At 62.9% G+C, this 18190-nt stretch carries 15 protein-coding genes; 1 reads left to right on the plus strand and 14 read right to left on the minus strand.

Going from position 1 to position 18190, the window contains the following annotated elements:
• Window positions 1-80: 80 nt before the first annotated feature.
• The 14 genes from D0B32_RS12640 to D0B32_RS12705 form a co-directional block, all read right to left on the minus strand.
• On the minus strand, window positions 81-680 hold the full coding sequence (locus D0B32_RS12640) for a TetR/AcrR family transcriptional regulator (RefSeq protein WP_117334332.1): 600 nt from the start codon (window positions 678-680) through the stop codon (window positions 81-83).
• Window positions 681-907: 227 nt separating this feature from the next.
• Entirely contained in the window at window positions 908-2164 is a 1257-nt protein-coding gene (gene clsB / locus D0B32_RS12645; protein WP_117334333.1) for a cardiolipin synthase ClsB, read from the minus strand.
• Entirely contained in the window at window positions 2161-2637 is a 477-nt protein-coding gene (gene nudB, locus D0B32_RS12650) for a dihydroneopterin triphosphate diphosphatase (protein WP_117334829.1), read from the minus strand. The genes clsB and nudB overlap by 4 nt, the downstream gene beginning before the upstream one ends.
• A gap of 222 nt (window positions 2638-2859) precedes the next feature.
• Window positions 2860-4659: an aspartate--tRNA ligase gene (aspS, locus tag D0B32_RS12655; RefSeq protein WP_117334334.1), complete on the minus strand. Its 1800-nt coding sequence runs from the start codon at window positions 4657-4659 to the stop codon at window positions 2860-2862.
• Window positions 4660-4730: 71 nt separating this feature from the next.
• Window positions 4731-5387 (minus strand): DUF502 domain-containing protein, encoded by a 657-nt coding sequence (locus D0B32_RS12660; protein WP_117334335.1) that lies wholly within the window; start codon window positions 5385-5387, stop codon window positions 4731-4733.
• A gap of 85 nt (window positions 5388-5472) precedes the next feature.
• Window positions 5473-5865 (minus strand): FmdB family zinc ribbon protein, encoded by a 393-nt coding sequence (locus D0B32_RS12665; protein WP_117334336.1) that lies wholly within the window; start codon window positions 5863-5865, stop codon window positions 5473-5475.
• 165 nt (window positions 5866-6030) lie between these two features.
• On the minus strand, window positions 6031-6675 hold the full coding sequence (locus D0B32_RS12670; protein ID WP_117334337.1) for a methyltransferase domain-containing protein: 645 nt from the start codon (window positions 6673-6675) through the stop codon (window positions 6031-6033).
• Window positions 6676-6753: 78 nt separating this feature from the next.
• A complete protein-coding gene (gene ubiB, locus D0B32_RS12675) occupies window positions 6754-8331 on the minus strand; it encodes a ubiquinone biosynthesis regulatory protein kinase UbiB (protein ID WP_117334338.1) in 1578 nt (525 codons plus the stop codon).
• 15 nt (window positions 8332-8346) lie between these two features.
• Window positions 8347-8991: an SCP2 domain-containing protein gene (locus D0B32_RS12680; RefSeq protein WP_117334339.1), complete on the minus strand. Its 645-nt coding sequence runs from the start codon at window positions 8989-8991 to the stop codon at window positions 8347-8349.
• Between the two features lie 118 nt (window positions 8992-9109).
• Window positions 9110-10147 carry a Tim44 domain-containing protein gene (locus tag D0B32_RS12685; protein WP_117334340.1) on the minus strand — a complete coding sequence of 346 codons (1038 nt, stop codon included), beginning with the start codon at window positions 10145-10147 and terminating at the stop codon, window positions 9110-9112.
• A gap of 37 nt (window positions 10148-10184) precedes the next feature.
• Window positions 10185-10916: a bifunctional demethylmenaquinone methyltransferase/2-methoxy-6-polyprenyl-1,4-benzoquinol methylase UbiE gene (ubiE, locus tag D0B32_RS12690; protein WP_117334341.1), complete on the minus strand. Its 732-nt coding sequence runs from the start codon at window positions 10914-10916 to the stop codon at window positions 10185-10187.
• 67 nt (window positions 10917-10983) lie between these two features.
• Window positions 10984-11397: a gamma-butyrobetaine hydroxylase-like domain-containing protein gene (locus tag D0B32_RS12695; RefSeq protein ID WP_117334342.1), complete on the minus strand. Its 414-nt coding sequence runs from the start codon at window positions 11395-11397 to the stop codon at window positions 10984-10986.
• Window positions 11398-11469: 72 nt separating this feature from the next.
• Window positions 11470-11898 carry an HIT family protein gene (locus D0B32_RS12700; RefSeq protein ID WP_117334343.1) on the minus strand — a complete coding sequence of 143 codons (429 nt, stop codon included), beginning with the start codon at window positions 11896-11898 and terminating at the stop codon, window positions 11470-11472.
• Between the two features lie 34 nt (window positions 11899-11932).
• Complete coding sequence (locus D0B32_RS12705) at window positions 11933-16027, minus strand: DUF3683 domain-containing protein (RefSeq protein WP_117334344.1); 4095 nt, start codon at window positions 16025-16027, stop codon at window positions 11933-11935.
• A gap of 633 nt (window positions 16028-16660) precedes the next feature.
• Here D0B32_RS12705 and ilvA point away from each other — a divergent pair.
• Window positions 16661-18184 (plus strand): threonine ammonia-lyase, biosynthetic, encoded by a 1524-nt coding sequence (gene ilvA, locus D0B32_RS12710; RefSeq protein WP_117334345.1) that lies wholly within the window; start codon window positions 16661-16663, stop codon window positions 18182-18184.
• Window positions 18185-18190: the final 6 nt, after the last annotated feature.

Here is an 18190-nt window from a genome sequence, read left to right on the forward strand (position 1 = left end):
ACAGGAAGCGAGGCTGTCAGCTCAGGCCGGTGCTGCTGACCTTCTCAGCGCCGTGAAATCCCTGGGATCCATCCGGCCCGCTAACGGCTCTCGCTTTGATACGAAACAATCAGTTTTTCCAGCGCGGCCCACGTGAGACGCACTGCATCCGGCAAATGCAGGAAGCGCGCGTCATGATGCAGACCGAGCGTGAAGCTATACAGTTCGAACAGCATGAGCTGCGGATCGGTGTCCGGCCGCAAATGCCCTTGCTCCATTGCCTGCGAAATGGCCCGTGTCAGCGCCGCACGCCACGTCGTGACGCTCGCCACGAGCTGCTCGCGCACCTGACTGTCCGCGCGGTCGTCGTATTCGACCGCGCCGCTGATGTAGATGCACCCAGTGGTGACTTCCTGAATGCGCTTCTCGATCCAGCGGGAAATCATGGCGCGCAAGCGCGGCAAACCGCGTGGCTCGCGCAGACTCGGGAAAAACACCTCGTCTTCGAAACGACGGTGATATTCACGCACGACCTCGACCTGCAGATCCTCGCGCGACCCGAAGTGCGCAAACACCCCGCTCTTGCTCATCTGCATACGTTCGGCCAGCAACCCGATGGTCAGACCTTCCAGTCCGTCGCGGCTTGCCAGATCGAGTGCTGCATCGAGAATCGCGGCGCGCGTTTGTTCGCCTTTTCGCATAGCTATTTACCGTTCTGGTGTGACCGAAAGAAAATCGAACGGCCGTACTATTATTGAGTGGTGCCGTCCGCGAAACAAGGACTTTATTAGAAACCGGTTTCTAACTGAGCTTCAATTTTGCGTCATACGTCAATCGGACGATGGAGATTTTTTAGAGGCGTTTGTCTGTCTTGTTTGCTTCGTATCATGGACGGCCAATTTGGGCGCGCAGAGGCGCTTTCTCCTGACTAATCGTAGCCGCCCACTGTGAGCAGCTTCATCGCCACCCTGTACGCCGTGTAGGCCAGCCAATTTAGCAGACGTTCGCCGGCTGGACGTGCTTCGTAGTGCGCAAGATCAATGCGGCGGGACTCGTCGAAAGCGGTCAGGATCGCCTCGCGCAGCGGGTCGATCTGACGGTCGCCGACCAGCACGACATTGGCCTCGTTGTTGAGCATGAGGCTGAGCGCGTCGAGATTGGACGAGCCCACCGTGCCCCAGTTGGAATCGACCACGGCGACCTTGCCGTGCAGCAGGGTCTTTTCGTACTCCGCGATCTTCACGCCCGCCTTCAACAGCGAGCGGTACAGGAACGGCACGGCATAGTCGAGCGCCGCGAATTCTTTCCGCCCAATGATCAGTTTCACCTCGACGCCGCGGCGCGCCGCATACGTCAGCGCGCGGCGCAGCTTGCGGCCCGGCATGAAGTACGGATTGGCGAGCAGCACCTCGCTGCGCGCCTGGCCAATCGCGGTCAGGTAGGCTTTCTCGATCGCACGGCGGTTGATCAGGTTGTCGCGCGCGACGAAGGCCACCGCCGGCTCGCCCGCGTCGCGCAGATCGGCGCTGCGGTTACGGCCGTGAGCCGGCGCGCCGGGGCTTTGGTCGTCCTTGTAGGTGAAATCCGGCTGCAACGATTCGACCGGCCGATGCCCGAAGCGAATGCGATGCCACTGCGTTTCCAGCGCTTCGCGCACGTCCTCCACCACGGGCCCCTGCAACTCCACGGCGAAGTCCCAGCGGCGGTAAGGCAGGCGTTCGCCGTCGTTCTCGTAGTCATCCACGATATTGATGCCGCCGCACCACGCAAACTTGTCATCCACCACGGCGAGCTTGCGGTGCGTGCGTGAAAAGCCAAAGCGGCCAAACAGGTGCGGGTTATAGATGAGATGCTCGACGCCGCGCGTCGGCCAGTCGTTGAACAGCGCCAGTTTCGCCGTGCCGATGCCATCCGTCATCACGCGCACCCGCACGGCGCGCGCGGCGGCGCGCAGCAACGCCGCGCTGACCGCCTGGCCGGCGTCGTCGTTGCAGAAGATATAGGTTTCGAGGATGACGTCTTTCTCGGCGGCGTCGATGCGCGCAATCAGCGAAGCGAAGAACGCCTCGCCCGAGCGAAACAGTTTGACCTGATTGCCGGCCGTGAAGCGGTATTTCGACCAGTAGCGCCGGCCGAATAGCGTTTGATGAAGTCGCGCGAACGGGCGCGCGCGGCTTGTGCTCATCGGACCCGTCCCTTCAGACGCTGCGGCAGTTGCAGGATGGCGTCGGCATTCGACGACGAAAAGCAGCGCGCGGCCGCTTCCTCATACGGAAGCCATAGAAACGCGACGTGTTCGAGCGGCGCCAGCGTGACTTCGAAGCGCTCTGGCACTTCGAGGCTGAACCAGTGCTCGGTGTTGTGCGTCACGCCCTCGGCATAGCGATGCCGCCACACCGGGTAGATTTCGTATTCGATCTGATAGCCCCAGTCGAACAGCGCCTCGCGCGGCACCGCCGCACTGCCGACGACGATGCCGGTTTCCTCGGCCACCTCGCGCGCCGCAGTCGCGGCGAGCGGTTCGTCGAGCGTGTCTTTGGAGCCCGTGACCGATTGCCAGAAACCGGCGCGGTCGGCGCGCTCGATGATCAGCACGTCGAGCGCCGGGGTGTGAATGACGACCAGTACGGACTCAGGAATCTTCGGCGGTTTCGGCATGGCGATAAGACTCGGCGCGCTATGCACGCGGTACTCGTCGGTCGACGGTTTTTCTTGGGACGCAGCTTCGTGCTGCGCCTGGGCATCCCGCTTCGGGCATTTGCTTCGACTGTAACGCAAAAAACGAAAAAGGCGCATGACGCGCCTTTTTCGATCAATCATTGTGTTGCGTGGCAGCCTATGCCGCCCTCCGCAACGTGCGCACAGTGTGCACTGCGCGCATTACGCCTTCGCTTCCGGCTGACGCAAGCGGATGTGCAACTCGCGCAACTGGCGCTCGTCCACTTCGCTCGGTGCCTGCGTGAGCAGATCCTGCGCACGTTGCGTCTTCGGGAACGCGATCACGTCGCGAATCGAATCGGCGCCGGCCATCATCGTGATGATGCGGTCGAGACCAAACGCAATACCACCGTGCGGCGGCGCGCCGTATTGCAGCGCGTCGAGCAGGAAGCCGAACTTCGCGCGCGCTTCTTCGGCGTTGATCTTCAGGGCACGGAACACCTTGCTCTGCACTTCCTCGCGGTGGATACGCACCGAGCCGCCGCCGATTTCCCAGCCGTTCAGCACCATGTCGTAGGCCTTGGCGAGACAGCGGGCCGGATCCGTTTCGAGGTACTCGAGGTGCTCGTCCTTCGGGCTCGTGAACGGGTGATGCGCGGCGACGTAGCGGTTTTCTTCCTCGTCGTATTCGAACATCGGGAAGTCCACCACCCACAGCGGCTTCCAGCCCTTCTCGACGAGACCATTGGCCTTGCCGAATTCCGAATGACCGATCTTCAGACGCAGGGCGCCGAGGCTGTCGTTCACGACCTTCGCGCGATCTGCCGCGAAGAAAATGATGTCGCCGTCTTGTGCGTGGGTACGCTCGATGATGGCCTTGACCGCTTCGTCGTGCAGGTTCTTGACGATCGGGCTTTGCAGACCGTCACGGCCCTTCGCGACTTCGTTGACCTTGATCCACGCCAGACCCTTGGCACCGTAGATGCGCACGAATTCCGTGTAGCTGTCGATATCGCCACGCGAAAGCTCGCCACCCTTCGGCACGCGCAGGGCGGCCACGCGGCCGTCCTTGGTGTTGGCCGGCGTGCTGAACACCTTGAAGTCGACGTCGCGAACAGCGTCGGTCAGGTCGGTGAATTCGAGCTTCACGCGCAGGTCCGGCTTGTCCGAACCGAAGCGGCGCATCGCTTCCGAGTACTGCATGACCGGGAATTTTTCGTCGAGGTCGACGTCGATCGTCACCTTGAACACGTGGCGGATCATCGCCTCGAACAGGTCACGAATTTCCTGCTCGGAGAGGAACGAGGTTTCGCAGTCGATCTGCGTGAATTCCGGCTGGCGGTCGGCGCGCAGGTCTTCGTCGCGGAAGCACTTGACGATCTGATAGTAGCGGTCGAAATTGGCGACCATCAGCAGTTGCTTGAAGAGCTGCGGCGACTGCGGCAGCGCGAAGAACTGGCCGGCATTGGTACGCGACGGCACCAGGTAGTCGCGCGCGCCTTCCGGCGTGCTCTTCGTGAGCATCGGCGTTTCGATGTCGATGAAGCCCTGGTCGTCCAGATACTTGCGCACTTCGATGGCCACGCGATAACGCAGACGCAGGTTGTGCTGCATCTGCGGACGGCGCAGGTCGAGCACGCGATGCGTGAGGCGCGTGGTTTCCGAGAGGTTGTCGTCGTCGAGCTGGAACGGCGGCGTGACCGATGCATTCAGCACGGTCAACTCGTGGCACAGCACCTCGATCTTGCCGCTCTTCAGACCGGCGTTGGTGGTGCCCTCCGGGCGATTGCGCACGACGCCCTTGATCTGCACGCAGAACTCGTTGCGCACACCTTCGGCAGTCTTGAACATCTCCGCGCGATCCGGGTCGCACACGACCTGAACGAGGCCTTCGCGATCGCGCAGGTCGATGAAGATAACGCCGCCGTGGTCACGGCGACGGCTCACCCAGCCGCACAGCGACACGGTTTGGCCCAGCAGATGTTCGGTCACCAGACCGCAGTATTCAGATCGCATCGACATGATGTTTGTCTTTCGTTATGCATTAGTTGAACGGCGCGCGTTGCGTGAAACTGGAACAATGCGCGCCGGCATTACATTGGCGGCTCGATGGTGGAGCGGCGCACCTGCGCCGCAGCAGGCGCGGACGGCGCCACCACGCCCATTGAGACAATGTACTTGAGTGCGGCGTCGACCGTCATATCGAGTTCGACTACCTCGCTCCTCGGCACCATCAGGAAGAAGCCGGACGTCGGGTTCGGCGTGGTCGGCACGTACACGCTGACGTGATCTTCCTTCAGGTGGTTGACCACGTCGCCGCCCGGAATCCCGGTCAAAAACGCAATCGTATAGGAACCCTTGCGCGGATACTCGATCAGCAGTGCTTTGCGAAACGCATTGCCGCTGCTGGAGAGCAACGTATCCGAAACCTGTTTGACGCTGGTGTAGATCGGACCGACCACCGGAATATGCCCGACCAGCAGTTCCCACCAACTCACCAGCTTCTGCCCGACGAAGTTCTGCGTCAACAGTCCGACGATGAAAATGAACGCCAGCGTCAGCACCGCGCCGAGTCCCGGCAGGCGGAAGCCGAACAGGCGTTCCGGCTGCCATGCTTCGGGCAGCAACAGCAGCGTCTGGTCCATCGTGCCGATAATCAGACCGAGCACCCACAGCGTGATGGCCAACGGCACCAGCACCAGCAGGCCAGTCAGAAACACGGATTTGAGCGTCGCTTTTTTCGTCGTCATGGGTATCGCCAGTGGGCCGCCCCGGCGTGGCCGGAAGCGACGGGTGCGCCGCCTTGCAGAGTGAATGCAGAGGCGGCTACGCTCGTTACGTACTGCCGGAGCCGCTCGAAGAAGCCGGCGTGGCCGCGGGCGCTGCCGGTGCGGCGGCGGTACTGCTGCTCGCGCCGCTGCCCGTGCTATTGCTATTGCCCGAAGCGCTCTCCGACGACGCGCTCGCTGTGAAGGACGCCTCGCCATTGGCCGGCGCAGCGCCGTTGCCACTGGCATTGGCGGCCGGTGCCGCCTTGGCGTTGTTGCCGCCACGGAAATCCGTCACGTACCAGCCTGAACCCTTAAGCTGGAATCCAGCTGCGGTCACCTGTTTGCGGAAGGTTTCGTTTCCGCACTCAGGGCACTTCGTCAGGGGGGCGTCGCTCATCTTCTGAAGCACGTCCTTCCCGAAGCCGCATGACTCGCAGCGATAAGCGTAGATCGGCATGATCTTTTCCCTACGTTAATCTGATAAACGCTTGCAAAGCCTTGAATTATAGCCGCAAACAATTCCCCACCCCCGATTTTGGGGGCGAGCGGCTGGCACAGCCGCCGCTGCCTCAAATGAGGGTGAACCGCGCAGGCTCAAGCCGCCGCATGCCGGTCACATCCATCACCGCCCCGCCCGGCGACGCCAGGTGAGCCAGCGCTCGCGGCCCTGGAACACCTCGATCGAATCGCTGACCGGCTCGTCTTCGAGCAGTTCGAAGGACGGCGACAAGAGTGCATCCAGTTCGGCGCGCTCGATGCCGAAAGGCGGCCCCTTCGACGTCTTGCCGAGGAAATAGAAGCCGGCGAGCAGCGCGCCAGCCGGCAACAGTTCGGCCATGCGCTGCGCATAGTCATTCCGGCGCGCAAGCGGCAGCGCGCACAGAAACGCGCGCTCGTAAATCCAGCCGGGCGGCTGCGGCGGTTGCCAGGCGAAGAAGTCGGCCTGTTCCACGACCTGCGCGTACGCGCCCAACTGGGCACGCGCGTTGGCCACGGCGGCTGGGGAAAAATCAATGGCCTGCACCTGACGGCCTTCACGCGCGAGCCAAAGCGCCTCCCACGCGTTGCCACAGCCGGGAATCAGCACGGCAAGCTGCGGATGTCGCGCGGCGAACGTCTTGAATGCGGCGGGCACACCGGCTTGATCCCACGGGGTGAAACCGCGTTCGAAGCGCTCGTCCCAGAAGGCCGGCGAGTTGGGGTCACGGGCGACGAACTCAACGCCGGGCGGGTTGGCCAGGTCCTCTGGCCGCTTGGGATCGCTCATGGGACGCTCCTTGCAAAATTTGGCGTAGCTGTGCGGCACACTCGCCGCCGCACGTCCGGCAGCGCTCCCTTGATCGCGTCAGCCGCCGTAGACGAACACCAGCCAGGCGCGCGCGACCACCGCGCCCACCCCTACCGCAATGCCGAACAACAGCAAACCTTGCAGCAGACGGTTGGTGCGTTTCTGTTCGAGCAGAATCTGGCGAATCATGTCGTCGCTCGGGCCGCGTTGATTCTCGTGACGCTGGGCGAGCACGTGGTGAATCAGCCGCGGCAGTTGCGGCAAGGTCTTGCTCCACTGCGGCGCCTCGATTTTCAGGCGCTCGTACCAGCCGCGCAGCCCGATCTGCTCGTTCATCCAGCGTTCGAGATACGGCTTGGCGGTCTTCCACAAATCGAGCTCGGGATCGAGCGAACGTCCAAGCCCTTCCACGTTCAGCATGGTTTTCTGCAACAGCACGAGTTGCGGCTGAATCTCCACGTTGAAGCGGCGCGAGGTGGAAAAGAGCCGCATCAGCACCTGGCCGAGCGAGATGTCTTTCAGCGCGCGGTCGAAGTACGGCTCGCAGACCGCGCGAATCGCGCTTTCCAGTTCTTCGACGCGCGTGGTGGGCGGCACCCATCCCGATTCCAGATGCAGCGTGGCCACCCGGTGATAGTCGCGCTTGAAGAACGCGAGGAAATTCTGCGCGAGGTAGTTTTTGTCGAAGTCAGACAGCGCGCCGATGATGCCGAAATCGAGCGCGATGTAACGCCCGAAATGCGCCGGATCGAGGCTCACCTGAATATTGCCGGGATGCATGTCAGCGTGGAAGAAGCCGTCGCGGAACACCTGCGTAAAGAAAATCTCGACGCCTTCGCGCGCCAGCTTCGGAATGTCCACGCCCGCCGCGCGCAGAGTCTCCACCTGGCTGATCGGCACGCCCACCATGCGTTCCATGACGAGCACCGTGGGCGTGCAGAACTCCCAGTACATCTCCGGCACGAGCAGCAGATCGAGCCCGGCGAAATTGCGGCGCAACTGACTGCCGTTGGCGGCCTCGCGCATCAGGTCCAGTTCGTCGTGCAGGTATTTGTCGAATTCGGCGACCACCTCGCGCGGCTTCAGACGCTTGCCGTCCGCCCACAAACGCTCGGCCCACACGGCGATATCGCGCAGCAGCGCGAGGTCGGAGTCGATCACCGGCAGCATGTTCGGGCGCAGCACTTTCACCGCGACCGCCTTGCCCGCATGCTGGCCGGCCTTCACCTTGGCAAAGTGCACCTGCGCGATGGAGGCGCTCGCCACCGGCACCCGCTCGAAGTCGTCGAACAGCACGTCGACAGGCGCGCCCAGAGACTTCTCCACCAGCCCAATGGCCACTTCCGACGGAAACGGCGGCACCTGATCCTGCAGCTTGGCCAGTTCGTTGGCAATGTCGACCGGCAGCAGATCGCGCCGCGTGGACAGCACCTGACCGAACTTCACGAAGATCGGCCCGAGGCTCTCGAGCGCGAGCCGCAGCCGCACGCCTGGCGGCTGGTCGAACTTGCGGCCAATCGTGGTGATGCGCAACAGGAACCGCACGCGCCGGTCGTTGATGCGGCTCAGCATCATCTCATCGAGACCGAAGCGGATGACCGTAAAAAATATCTTGAGGAAACGCAGAAAACGCATGGTTGAGCCCGGTGACTAGCGCGTGCCGCGCGACGTGGCGGCGCCGCCTGGCGCATCGGCGCCACGGGCTTCGACCTTCTGTTCAAGGCGCTCGAGGCGCTTCTCGACGCGCGCCAGCGCATCACGGGCCCGCGCAAGCTCGGCATTGAAGTCGTCGAGCGCGGCGCGGCGGACCAGTTGCGGATTTTCGTCCAGCAGATATTCCGCCACCGAATCCAGCAGATTACGGCCCGTACGCCGTGCATGCTCGCCGACCGAACGCGCCAGCGTGGCCACCCGCCAGGCCGGACCGTCGCCGATGAAGCGCGCCAGATCCTCCTCCGGCTCCCAACGCAGATGCTCGGCCAGCCTGGCGATGGCCGTCGCAAACTCCGCGTCGCCCTCGATCTTGACGTGCTTCATCACCGCCGCCTGACCGCCCTGCACAAAAGCCGGCAAGGCATCGGACGGGACGGCGATGGTGACGTCGAACACCTGCGCCTCGGTTTCGTCCACGGCGGCCAGATAGCCGTCCGGCTGCACCAGCAGGATCAGATTGACAGGCGGACACGAGAGCCGGGCAGTCTTGCCGGCGTAGGGGATGAGGCGCTCGCGTGCCCACGATTCGCGGGCGAGCAGATGATTGACGGCAGCAGCGAAGGGCTTGGCGGCAAGGGTCATTGAGAGTGGCAAGAAAAAACCCGCGCGAGCGAGGTGCCCGCGCGGGTTCCTATTGTAACGTCCGTTCGCTTCCGGCTTGCCTCTGCCGAACGGCCAACGCTTGATGCAAGGCGCGAGGTCAGTGGGTACCCGCCGTCTCGCCGATCTGCTGGATGCCGGCAAGCAGCCAGCCTTCGCCGGCCCGGTTCGCTCTCGACAGGTTCCAGATCTCCGCAAACGGCTCGGCGGGCGCGCCGGCCGTCTCGCGGATCAGGCCCGAGAAGCGCACGCTGGCGAAGTATTCGTTGCCGCGATCTTCAACGCCCAGCAAGTCGGCGTTCAACTGCACGACGTCCGTCAGATTCTGCTCGGCTCCGCGCGCGTCCAGATCGACCTTCACTTCGGCAAACATTTCAGGCGTGGTGAATTCGCGGATGTCCTCGATATTGCGCACGTCCCACGCTGCCTGCAGGCGCACGAAGTAAACCTTGGCATTGCGGATGAACGCTTCCGAATCGAAGCCAGCCGGAACCGCGGGCGCCACCGGCGCCGACTGCGCGGCGTACCCACCAGGCGCGCCAAACACCGGCGCACTAACTTGCGGCGGGAACGACGGGCTCGACTGCGCCGGCGTGAAACTCGGCTCCTGTGCATAGCTGTCGCGCCGGGCGTTCAGGCTCGGTGCGCTGCCCGCATACTCCGGCCCTGCCGCGTCACGCTTGCGGCCCACGAAGCGGCGGATCAGCCAGATTGCCAGCATGGCGATGGCGGCGATCACGAGCATGTTGGCCATTGCGCCAGCAAACGCCTCACCGAGGCCGAAGTGCGAGAGCAATGCTGCGATACCCAGACCCGCTGCCAGGCCGGCAATGGGCCCGAGCCAGCGCGAGCGGTTAGGCGTGGCGGCCGGCGCCGGAGCCGGTTGCGCCCGCTGTGCCTGAGCGGCCTGCGCGGATTGCTGGGTAGGTTGGCTGGGTTGTGCCGGCGGCGTGGTCTGACGCTGCATGGTGCTGGACTGCTGGCGACCAAAGCTGCGACCGCCGCCCATGCGACGCGCTTCGGCGTCGAGTGATGCAACGGTCGCAAACATGACCGGACCGACCATTGCTGCCAGTCCGATTCTTCTTGCCAGGGAACCCGGAGCCTTACGGGAAGATAACAAACGAGAATCGGACATGATGGAATATTCCTTTAAAAACGGAGGGTTAGGGACCCTAGTATTTGGTCCCCACGTGTAAAGCTACCACACCAGCTGACAAATTGTAATATTTGACGCCGTCGAGGCCAGCTTGTTCCATCATCGTTTTTAAAGTTTCCTGGTCGGGGTGCATCCGGATGGATTCGGCCAGGTAACGGTAGCTCTCCGCGTCCTTCGCAAAGCGCTCGCCGAGCCACGGCAGCACCTTGAACGAATACACATCGTAGGCCTTTTTGAGCGGATCCCATACCTTGGAAAATTCGAGCACCAGCAGACGCCCCGCCGGTTTGAGCACGCGGCGCATTTCCGCTAGCGCCATGTCCTTGTGGGTCATGTTGCGCAGGCCGAACGCCACCGTCACCACGTCGAAATAGTTGTCCGGAAAGGGGATTTTTTCCGCATCGCAGAGCAGCGCCGGGGTGATGATGCCCTTGTCGAGCAGCCGGTCGCGGCCTACGCGCAGCATGGATTCGTTGATGTCCGTATGCCAGACCTCGCCGGTCGGGCCCGCTTTTTTGGCGAATTCCTTCGAAAGGTCGCCCGTGCCGCCCGCAATATCCAGCACCTTGTAGCCCGGCCGCACGTTCGCCTGGGCGATCGTGAATATCTTCCAGGCCCGGTGCAACCCGCCCGACATCAGGTCGTTCATCAGGTCGTAGTTGGCGGCAACGGAGTGGAACACGCCCGCCACCTTCTGCGCTTTGTCCTGTTCGTCGACCGTCTGAAAGCCGAAGTGGGTTTTGCTCATCGCGTTCGTCCTTTCGCGTATTCTGGATTGTTGCGCCGCGTCAGCACGGCAGTCAGGCCGAATCGTATCAGTGACAGTGCCCGTGCGCAGCACCGCTTGCCGCCATCGGCGCGTCGCGATCGACGCCTGCCGCTGCAAGTTTGTCGAGATATTCGCGCCAGAGTTCATCCTGACGGGTGGCGAGGTCGTACAGCAGGTCCCACGAATAGAGGCCGGTGGAGTGGCCGTCCGAGAAGGTAGGCTGGAGCGCGTAGTTACCCACGCCTTCCAGCGACACGATCGTCACCTCGCGTTTGCCGGTCTGCAATGTTTCCTGCCCCGGCCCGTGGCCGCGCACTTCCGCAGAGGGCGAATACACGCGCAGCAATTCGAACGGCACGCGGAACGCTTCGCCGTTGGCGTACTGCAATTCGAGCACGTGCGATTTGGCATGCACCACCACGCCGGTGGGGACCGGTGTGTCGGGGGTCAGTCCACTCATGTTGACCTCGTAAGAAGGGCCTCGTGCCGCTTTGGGCAACGGGCCCCGAAGGAAGACAGATTGATAGGACGCTCAGCCCAATACGTGTTCGATTTCCTGGCGCACGGCTTCGCGCAGCAGTGTGGCCTGCGCGCGCCGCGACGACAGCATCGCTTCGGACACGGTACGCTGACGCGGCGCCCAGATCGGCAGCGGGAAATGAGCGTCGTTCGAAAAGCGCGGAATCACATGCCAATGCACGTGCGGCACCTGGTTGCCAAGGCTCGCCAGGTTCACCTTGACCGGTTGCAGGATGCGCCGCATCGCGCGTTCCACCGCGTAGACCACACGCATCAAGCGGTCGCGGTCGCTCTCACCCAGATCCGAGAATTCGGCAACGTGCGTGTTCCAGATTACCCGGCAAAAACCCGGGTAGTCGTGTTCATCGGCAAGAACGACGCGCATCGCATCGTCCTGCCACAGCACAGTGCCGCCATCTTCACGGCAAAATACACATTCCATCGTAGTCCTCAAGCGGAAACAGTCAGTCGTGCCATTAAACCAGCACGCGCTCGATTCCGCCATTGTTGGCACGTTGAACGTAGTCCGCCATCCAGTCTTCGCCCAGCACGTGACGCGCCATTTCCACGACGATGTAGTCCGCTTCGACGTTGGCGTCCTCGTTGTAGCGGGACAAGCCCTGCAAACACGACGGGCAGCTCGTCAGAATCTTGATGTCGGTGGCGCCGTTCGGCGTCGGGCCGTCGCCGGCCTTGAGCACCGAGCCTTCCGGCGCACCGGCTGAACCCGCCGAAGCGTTGGCCGGATTGATGCCGTTCGCGCCGGCCTGTGCCAGCACCGGAATGCCGCGCAGCTTCGCCGCGCCTTTGCGGATTTCCTCTTCCTTGCGGAAGCGCACCTGCGTCGAAACGTCCGGCCGCGTGACCGCCAGCGTGCCCGATTCACCGCAGCACCGATCGTTCTTCTCGATCTTGTAGCCGTCTTTCTCCGAGCCCATCAACTGGTTGACCAGCTTGACCGGGTCCATCGTCTTGATCGGCGTATGGCAAGGGTCGTGGTACATGTAGCGCATGCCGTTGACGCCATCCAGCTTCATGCCCTTCTCGAGCAGGAACTCGTGAATGTCGATGATCCGGCAGCCCGGGAAAATCTTCTCGAATTCGTAGCCGGCGAGCTGGTCGTAACACGTGCCGCACGACACCACCACGGTCTTGATGTCGAGGTAGTTCAGCGTATTGGCGACGCGGTGGAACAGCACGCGGTTATCCGTGACGATCTTCTCGGCTTTGTCGAACTGGCCCGAGCCGCGCTGCGGATAACCGCAGCACAGATAACCCGGCGGCAGCACGGTTTGCACGCCCGCTTCCCACAGCATGGCCTGGGTTGCCAGACCCACCTGCGAGAAAAGCCGCTCCGAGCCGCAGCCCGGGAAGTAGAACACCGCCTCCGTATCCACGGTCGTGGTTTTCGGATTGCGGATGATCGGCACGATCTTGTTGTCTTCGATGTCCAGCAGTGCGCGCGCCGTCTTCTTCGGCAGGTTGCCCGGCATCTTCTTGTTCATGAAGTGGATCACCTGCTCGACCACCTTCGGCTTGCCGACGGTTGCCGGCGGATGCGCCGTCTGCTTCTTCGCGAACTTCTTCAGCACGTCGTTGCCGAGGCGCTGCGCCTTGTAACCCACGCCCATCATCGCGGTACGCGCGAGATTAATGGTCTGCGGATTGGTGGCATTGAGGAAGAACATGCCGGCAGCATTACCCGCGTTGAACTTCTTCTTGCCCATCTTGCGCAACAGGTTGCGCATGTTCATCGTGACATCGCCGAAGTCGATCTTCACCGGGCAAGGCGTCACGCATTTGTGGCAGACCGTGCAGTGATCTGCGACGTCGTTGAACTCGTCCCAGTGCTTGATCGACACGCCGCGGCGCGTCTGCTCTTCGTACAGGAACGCCTCCACCAGCAGGGACGTCGCGAGAATCTTGTTACGCGGGCTGTACAGCAGGTTGGCGCGCGGTACGTGCGTCGCACACACCGGCTTGCACTTGCCGCAACGCAGGCAGTCCTTGATGGATTCGGAAATCGCGCCGATATCCGACTGCTGCATGATCAGCGATTCGTAGCCCATCAGCCCGAAGCTCGGCGTGTAGGCATTGCGCAGGTCCGCGCCTTCGAGCAGCTTGCCCGCGTTGAAGCGGCCATGCGGATCGACGCGCTGCTTGTATGCGCGGAAGTCGTTCAGCTCGGCGTCCGTGAGGAATTCCAGCTTGGTAATGCCGATACCGTGTTCGCCGGAGATCACGCCATCCAGCGAACGCGCGAGCTTCATGATGCGTGCGACCGCCGTGTGGGCGTCCTGCAGCATCTCGTAGTTGTCGGAGTTGACCGGAATGTTCGTGTGAACGTTGCCGTCACCCGCGTGCATGTGCAGCGCGACGAACACGCGGCCGCGCAGCACCTGCTTGTGAATGGCCTGCGCTTCTTCGAGAATCGGCTTGAACTCGCCGCCGTTGAAGATCTGCCGCAGTTCGGCGCGGATTTCCTGCTTCCACGACACCCGCACCGTGCGGTCCTGCGTGATGTGGAAGACCTTCGCGTCCGGCTGCGCGTCGGCGCGGTCGGCGAATTTCTCCGCGAGACCTGCGTAGCCGAGTTGCACCAGATAATGCTGCGCTTCGCGCAACGACAGATCGAGCTTGTCGCGCAGGAATTCCCAGCGCGCCCGTACCTGCTTGAGCAGATCGAGCGCGTGTTGCACACGGTCTTCCAGCAGTTCGGCGCTAGGAATCTCGTTGGCGTCGTCGCTCTTGCCGAGCGGCAGCTTGCCGCCCTTAAAGAACGCTTCGAGCGCGTCGACCAGTTGCAGCTTGTTCTTGATCGACAGTTCGATGTTGATGCGTTCGATACCGTCCGTGTACTCGCCCATGCGATTGAGCGGAATCACCACGTCTTCGTTGATCTTGAACGCGTTGGTGTGCTTCGCAATCGCGGCCGTACGGCTGCGGTCGAGCCAGAAGCGCTTGCGCGCTTCGGCGTTCACGGCGACGAATCCTTCACCGCTCTTGCCGTTGGCCATGCGCACGACTTCCGAGGTGGCCTGCGCCACCGCGTCCGCATCGTCCCCAACGATATCGCCAATCAGCACCATCTTCGGAAACGCGTTGCGCTTGCTCTTGGTCGCATAACCGACCGCGCGCAGATAGCGTTCGTCCAGATGCTCGAGCCCGGCGAGAATCGCCCCGCCCTGCTTCGAGGTTTCGAACAGATAGTCCTTGATTTCAACGATGCTCGGAATCGCATCGCGCGCCTGGCCGAAGAATTCGAGGCAGACCGTGCGCGTGTGCGCGGGCATCTTGTGCAGCACCCAGCGCGCCGAGGTAATCAGCCCGTCGCAACCTTCCTTCTGGATACCGGGCAGGCCCGCGAGGAATTTATCCGTCACGTCCTTGCCGAGACCTTCCTTGCGGAACACGCGGCCTTTGATATCGAGCGATTCAGTGCGCAGCAGCTTTTCGCCGGGGGCAAACTCGCCGTCGAACCACTTCAGTTCGAAACGCGCCACTTCGATGTCATGGATCTTGCCCATGTTGTGATCGAGGCGCGTGACTTCCAGCCAGTTCCCTTGCGGGTCGACCATGCGCCACCAGGCGAGGTTATCCAGCGCCGTACCCCACAGCACCGCCTTCTTGCCGCCCGCGTTCATGGCGACGTTGCCGCCCACGCAGGAAGCGTCGAGCGACGTCGGATCCACGGCGAACACGTAGCCCGCCTGTTCAGCGGCTTCCGTCACGCGACGCGTCACCACGCCCGCGCCCGAGAAAATCGTCGCCACCTTGCGCGGCACGCCAGGCAATTCGGTCAGTTCAACGGCGCCGAGCTGTTCGAGCTTTTCCGTGTTGATGACGGCAGAGAACGGCGTGAGCGGCACCGCGCCGCCCGTGTAGCCCGTGCCGCCGCCACGCGGAATGATGGTCAGCCCGAGTTCAAAGCAGGCCTTGATCATGCCGGCGATCTCGGCTTCGGTATCAGGCGTCAGCACGACGAACGGATACTCGACGCGCCAGTCGGTTGCGTCGGTGACGTGCGAGACGCGCGACAGGCCATCGAACTTGATGTTGTCTTTCTGCGTGACACGGCCAAGCACCTTGGTCGCACGACGGCGCAGCTCGGCGGTCTTGTCGAATTCGTTGGCAAAGTCGTCCACTGCGCGGCGCGCGGCGACGACCAGCGTTTCCACCCGCGCGGCGCGGCCCACGCCCGCTTCGTCGGCGTGCTCGATGAGATCGGCGCGACGGCGCTTCTCGATCTCCGAGAGACGGTGATGCAGCGCTTCGATCAGAAGTGCACGGCGTTTTGGGTTGTCGAGCAGGTCGTCCTGCAGATAAGGATTGCGGCGCACCACCCAGATGTCGCCCAGCACTTCATACAGCATGCGTGCCGAGCGGCCCGTGCGGCGTTCGGCACGCAGTTCAGCGAGGGCGTTCCACGCGTCGCTGCCCAGCAGGCGAATGACGATTTCGCGGTCAGAGAACGACGTGTAGTTATAGGGAATTTCGCGCAGGCGCGCTTCAGGGTCGGCGGCCACCGCAGCGGCGGCGCCGTGCGGATCGAATACTTGAGGTGCGTTCATGTTTGGACGACTCGGTAGGTCAGCTCAGCGCGCTCGTTCATTGACGACGTTCATTGGCGATGGCAGCGCTGCTTGACGGTGCGCGTGGGGCGCAATTCTGGAAATCTTCTAGTTGAGCGAAGCACCCGCCGGCGGACAACTCACGCCAGCCGCTTCGCGGCGCTCAGATGCAACTACACGATCGTGCATAGCGGAGGTACGGCTCGCCGGCGTGCCAGAGCACCGCGGGTTGGGACTCACGCGGGACGGGCATCAAACGGGCAATCCGAGGCTGCCAGTGCATCTTCCGATCCTTGTTCCAAAATCGGATTCTACCGCATGATCCGTCCGCGCGTTGACGCCCGAAACCCGCTGTAGCGGGGTTTCCACGCGGCCAGCAGGGGCAATATGTTCCAAACGGTGAGCCCTGATTATTCGACCGGACGGTCGGGTGGGCACGCTGTTCAGTTGCCGGCGCAGTTAGCAGTAGAGTTTGTGCGTATCGCGAGTGCAAGCGCGACGTGCACCAGACCCACGCTGGGCCGCGCTCGAGCCTATCCGCACACACGTTAGCCGAACGGTAGAGGTCAGCGCGCGGGCCGTTGGCGCTATCATTGTCCTTTCCCGTCTCACAAAGCGCACCGCGCCACCCGCATGGCTTCCCACGACTACCTGAAGAAAACCCTCACCGCGCGCGTCTACGACGTGGCCCGCGAGACCGAACTCGAACATGCGCCGAATCTGTCGGCACGGCTGCGCAATCCGATTTACCTGAAGCGCGAAGATAACCAGCCGGTGTTTTCGTTCAAGGTGCGCGGCGCGTACAACAAGATGGCGCACATTCCGGCCGAAGCGCTGGAGCGCGGCGTGATTACGGCGTCGGCGGGCAATCACGCGCAGGGTGTGGCGTTGTCGGCAAGGCGCATGGGCGTGAAGGCAATCATCGTCGTGCCGGTCACCACCCCGCAGGTGAAGGTAGACGCGGTGCGGGCGCATGGCGGCCCGACGGTCGAAGTCGTGCAGGTGGGCGAATCGTATAGCGACGCCTATGCGCACGCCGCCAAGCTGCAGGAAGAGCGCGGCCTGACGTTCGTGCATCCGTTCGACGATCCGTACGTCATTGCAGGTCAGGGTACGGTGGCGATGGAAATTCTGAGCCAGCACCAGGGGCCGATCCACGCGATCTTCGTGCCGATTGGCGGCGGCGGCCTGGCGGCGGGCGTTGCCGCTTACGTCAAGTCGGTGCGCCCCGAGATCAAGGTGATTGGCGTGCAGACCGACGACTCCTGCGCGATGGCGCAGTCGTTGAAGGCGGGCGAGCGCGTCACGCTGAACGAAGTGGGGCTCTTTTCGGACGGCACCGCCGTGAAGCTGGTCGGCGAGGAAACCTTCCGTTTGTGCCAGGCGTATCTCGACGACGTGCTGATCGTCAACACCGACGGCCTGTGCGCCGCGATCAAGGACGTCTTCCAGGACACCCGCAGCGTGCTGGAGCCGGCGGGCTCGCTGGCCGTGGCCGGCGCCAAGCAGTATGCCGAGCGCGAGGGCATCGAAAATCAGACGCTGATTGCAATCACCTCCGGCGCCAACATGAATTTCGACCGCATGCGTTTCGTGGCCGAGCGCGCGGAGGTGGGCGAGTCGCGCGAAGCCGTGTTCGCGGTGACGATCCCGGAAGAACGCGGCAGTTTCAAACGCTTCTGCGAACTGGTGGGCACGCGCAGCGTGACCGAGTTCAACTACCGGATCGCGGACGCGAATTCCGCGCACATCTTCGTGGGCGTGCAGATCAGGAACCGCAGCGAGTCGGCGCAGATTGCCGGCGCTTTCGAGGCGCATGGCTTTGCCACGGTGGACCTGACCGGCGACGAGCTGTCGAAGCAGCACATCCGCTACATGGTGGGCGGCCGCTCGCCGCTGGCGCATGACGAACGGCTGTTCCGCTTCGAGTTTCCGGAGCGGCCGGGCGCGCTGATGAAATTCCTGTCGTCGATGGCGCCGAACTGGAATATCAGCCTGTTCCACTACCGCAATCAAGGCGCGGATTACAGTTCGATCCTCGTCGGCATTCAGGTGCCTGGCACGGAGAACGCGGAATTCGAGCGCTTTCTCGCCACGCTCGGCTATCCCTACTGGGAAGAGACGAGCAACCCGGTGTACCGGCTGTTTCTTGGCTAGTTTTTT

Source organism: Paraburkholderia sp. DHOC27 (genome assembly GCF_003429005.1).
Classification (GTDB): domain Bacteria; phylum Pseudomonadota; class Gammaproteobacteria; order Burkholderiales; family Burkholderiaceae; genus Paraburkholderia.

Excerpts from the sequence above, each read along its gene's own strand:
- nudB (WP_117334829.1), bottom strand. The coding sequence starts at position 2,637 with ATGCCGAAACCGCCGAAGATTCCTGAGTCCGTACTGGTCGTCATTCAC.
- ilvA (WP_117334345.1), top strand. The coding sequence starts at position 16,661 with ATGGCTTCCCACGACTACCTGAAGAAAACCCTCACCGCGCGCGTCTAC.
- aspS (WP_117334334.1), bottom strand. The coding sequence starts at position 4,659 with ATGTCGATGCGATCTGAATACTGCGGTCTGGTGACCGAACATCTGCTG.
- D0B32_RS12670 (WP_117334337.1), bottom strand. The coding sequence starts at position 6,675 with ATGAGCGATCCCAAGCGGCCAGAGGACCTGGCCAACCCGCCCGGCGTT.
- D0B32_RS12680 (WP_117334339.1), bottom strand. The coding sequence starts at position 8,991 with ATGACCCTTGCCGCCAAGCCCTTCGCTGCTGCCGTCAATCATCTGCTC.
- D0B32_RS12685 (WP_117334340.1), bottom strand. The coding sequence starts at position 10,147 with ATGTCCGATTCTCGTTTGTTATCTTCCCGTAAGGCTCCGGGTTCCCTG.
- ubiB (WP_117334338.1), bottom strand. The coding sequence starts at position 8,331 with ATGCGTTTTCTGCGTTTCCTCAAGATATTTTTTACGGTCATCCGCTTC.
- D0B32_RS12695 (WP_117334342.1), bottom strand. The coding sequence starts at position 11,397 with ATGAGTGGACTGACCCCCGACACACCGGTCCCCACCGGCGTGGTGGTG.
- ubiE (WP_117334341.1), bottom strand. The coding sequence starts at position 10,916 with ATGAGCAAAACCCACTTCGGCTTTCAGACGGTCGACGAACAGGACAAA.
- D0B32_RS12700 (WP_117334343.1), bottom strand. The coding sequence starts at position 11,898 with ATGGAATGTGTATTTTGCCGTGAAGATGGCGGCACTGTGCTGTGGCAG.
- D0B32_RS12665 (WP_117334336.1), bottom strand. The coding sequence starts at position 5,865 with ATGCCGATCTACGCTTATCGCTGCGAGTCATGCGGCTTCGGGAAGGAC.
- clsB (WP_117334333.1), bottom strand. The coding sequence starts at position 2,164 with ATGAGCACAAGCCGCGCGCGCCCGTTCGCGCGACTTCATCAAACGCTA.
- D0B32_RS12705 (WP_117334344.1), bottom strand. The coding sequence starts at position 16,027 with ATGAACGCACCTCAAGTATTCGATCCGCACGGCGCCGCCGCTGCGGTG.
- D0B32_RS12640 (WP_117334332.1), bottom strand. The coding sequence starts at position 680 with ATGCGAAAAGGCGAACAAACGCGCGCCGCGATTCTCGATGCAGCACTC.
- D0B32_RS12660 (WP_117334335.1), bottom strand. The coding sequence starts at position 5,387 with ATGACGACGAAAAAAGCGACGCTCAAATCCGTGTTTCTGACTGGCCTG.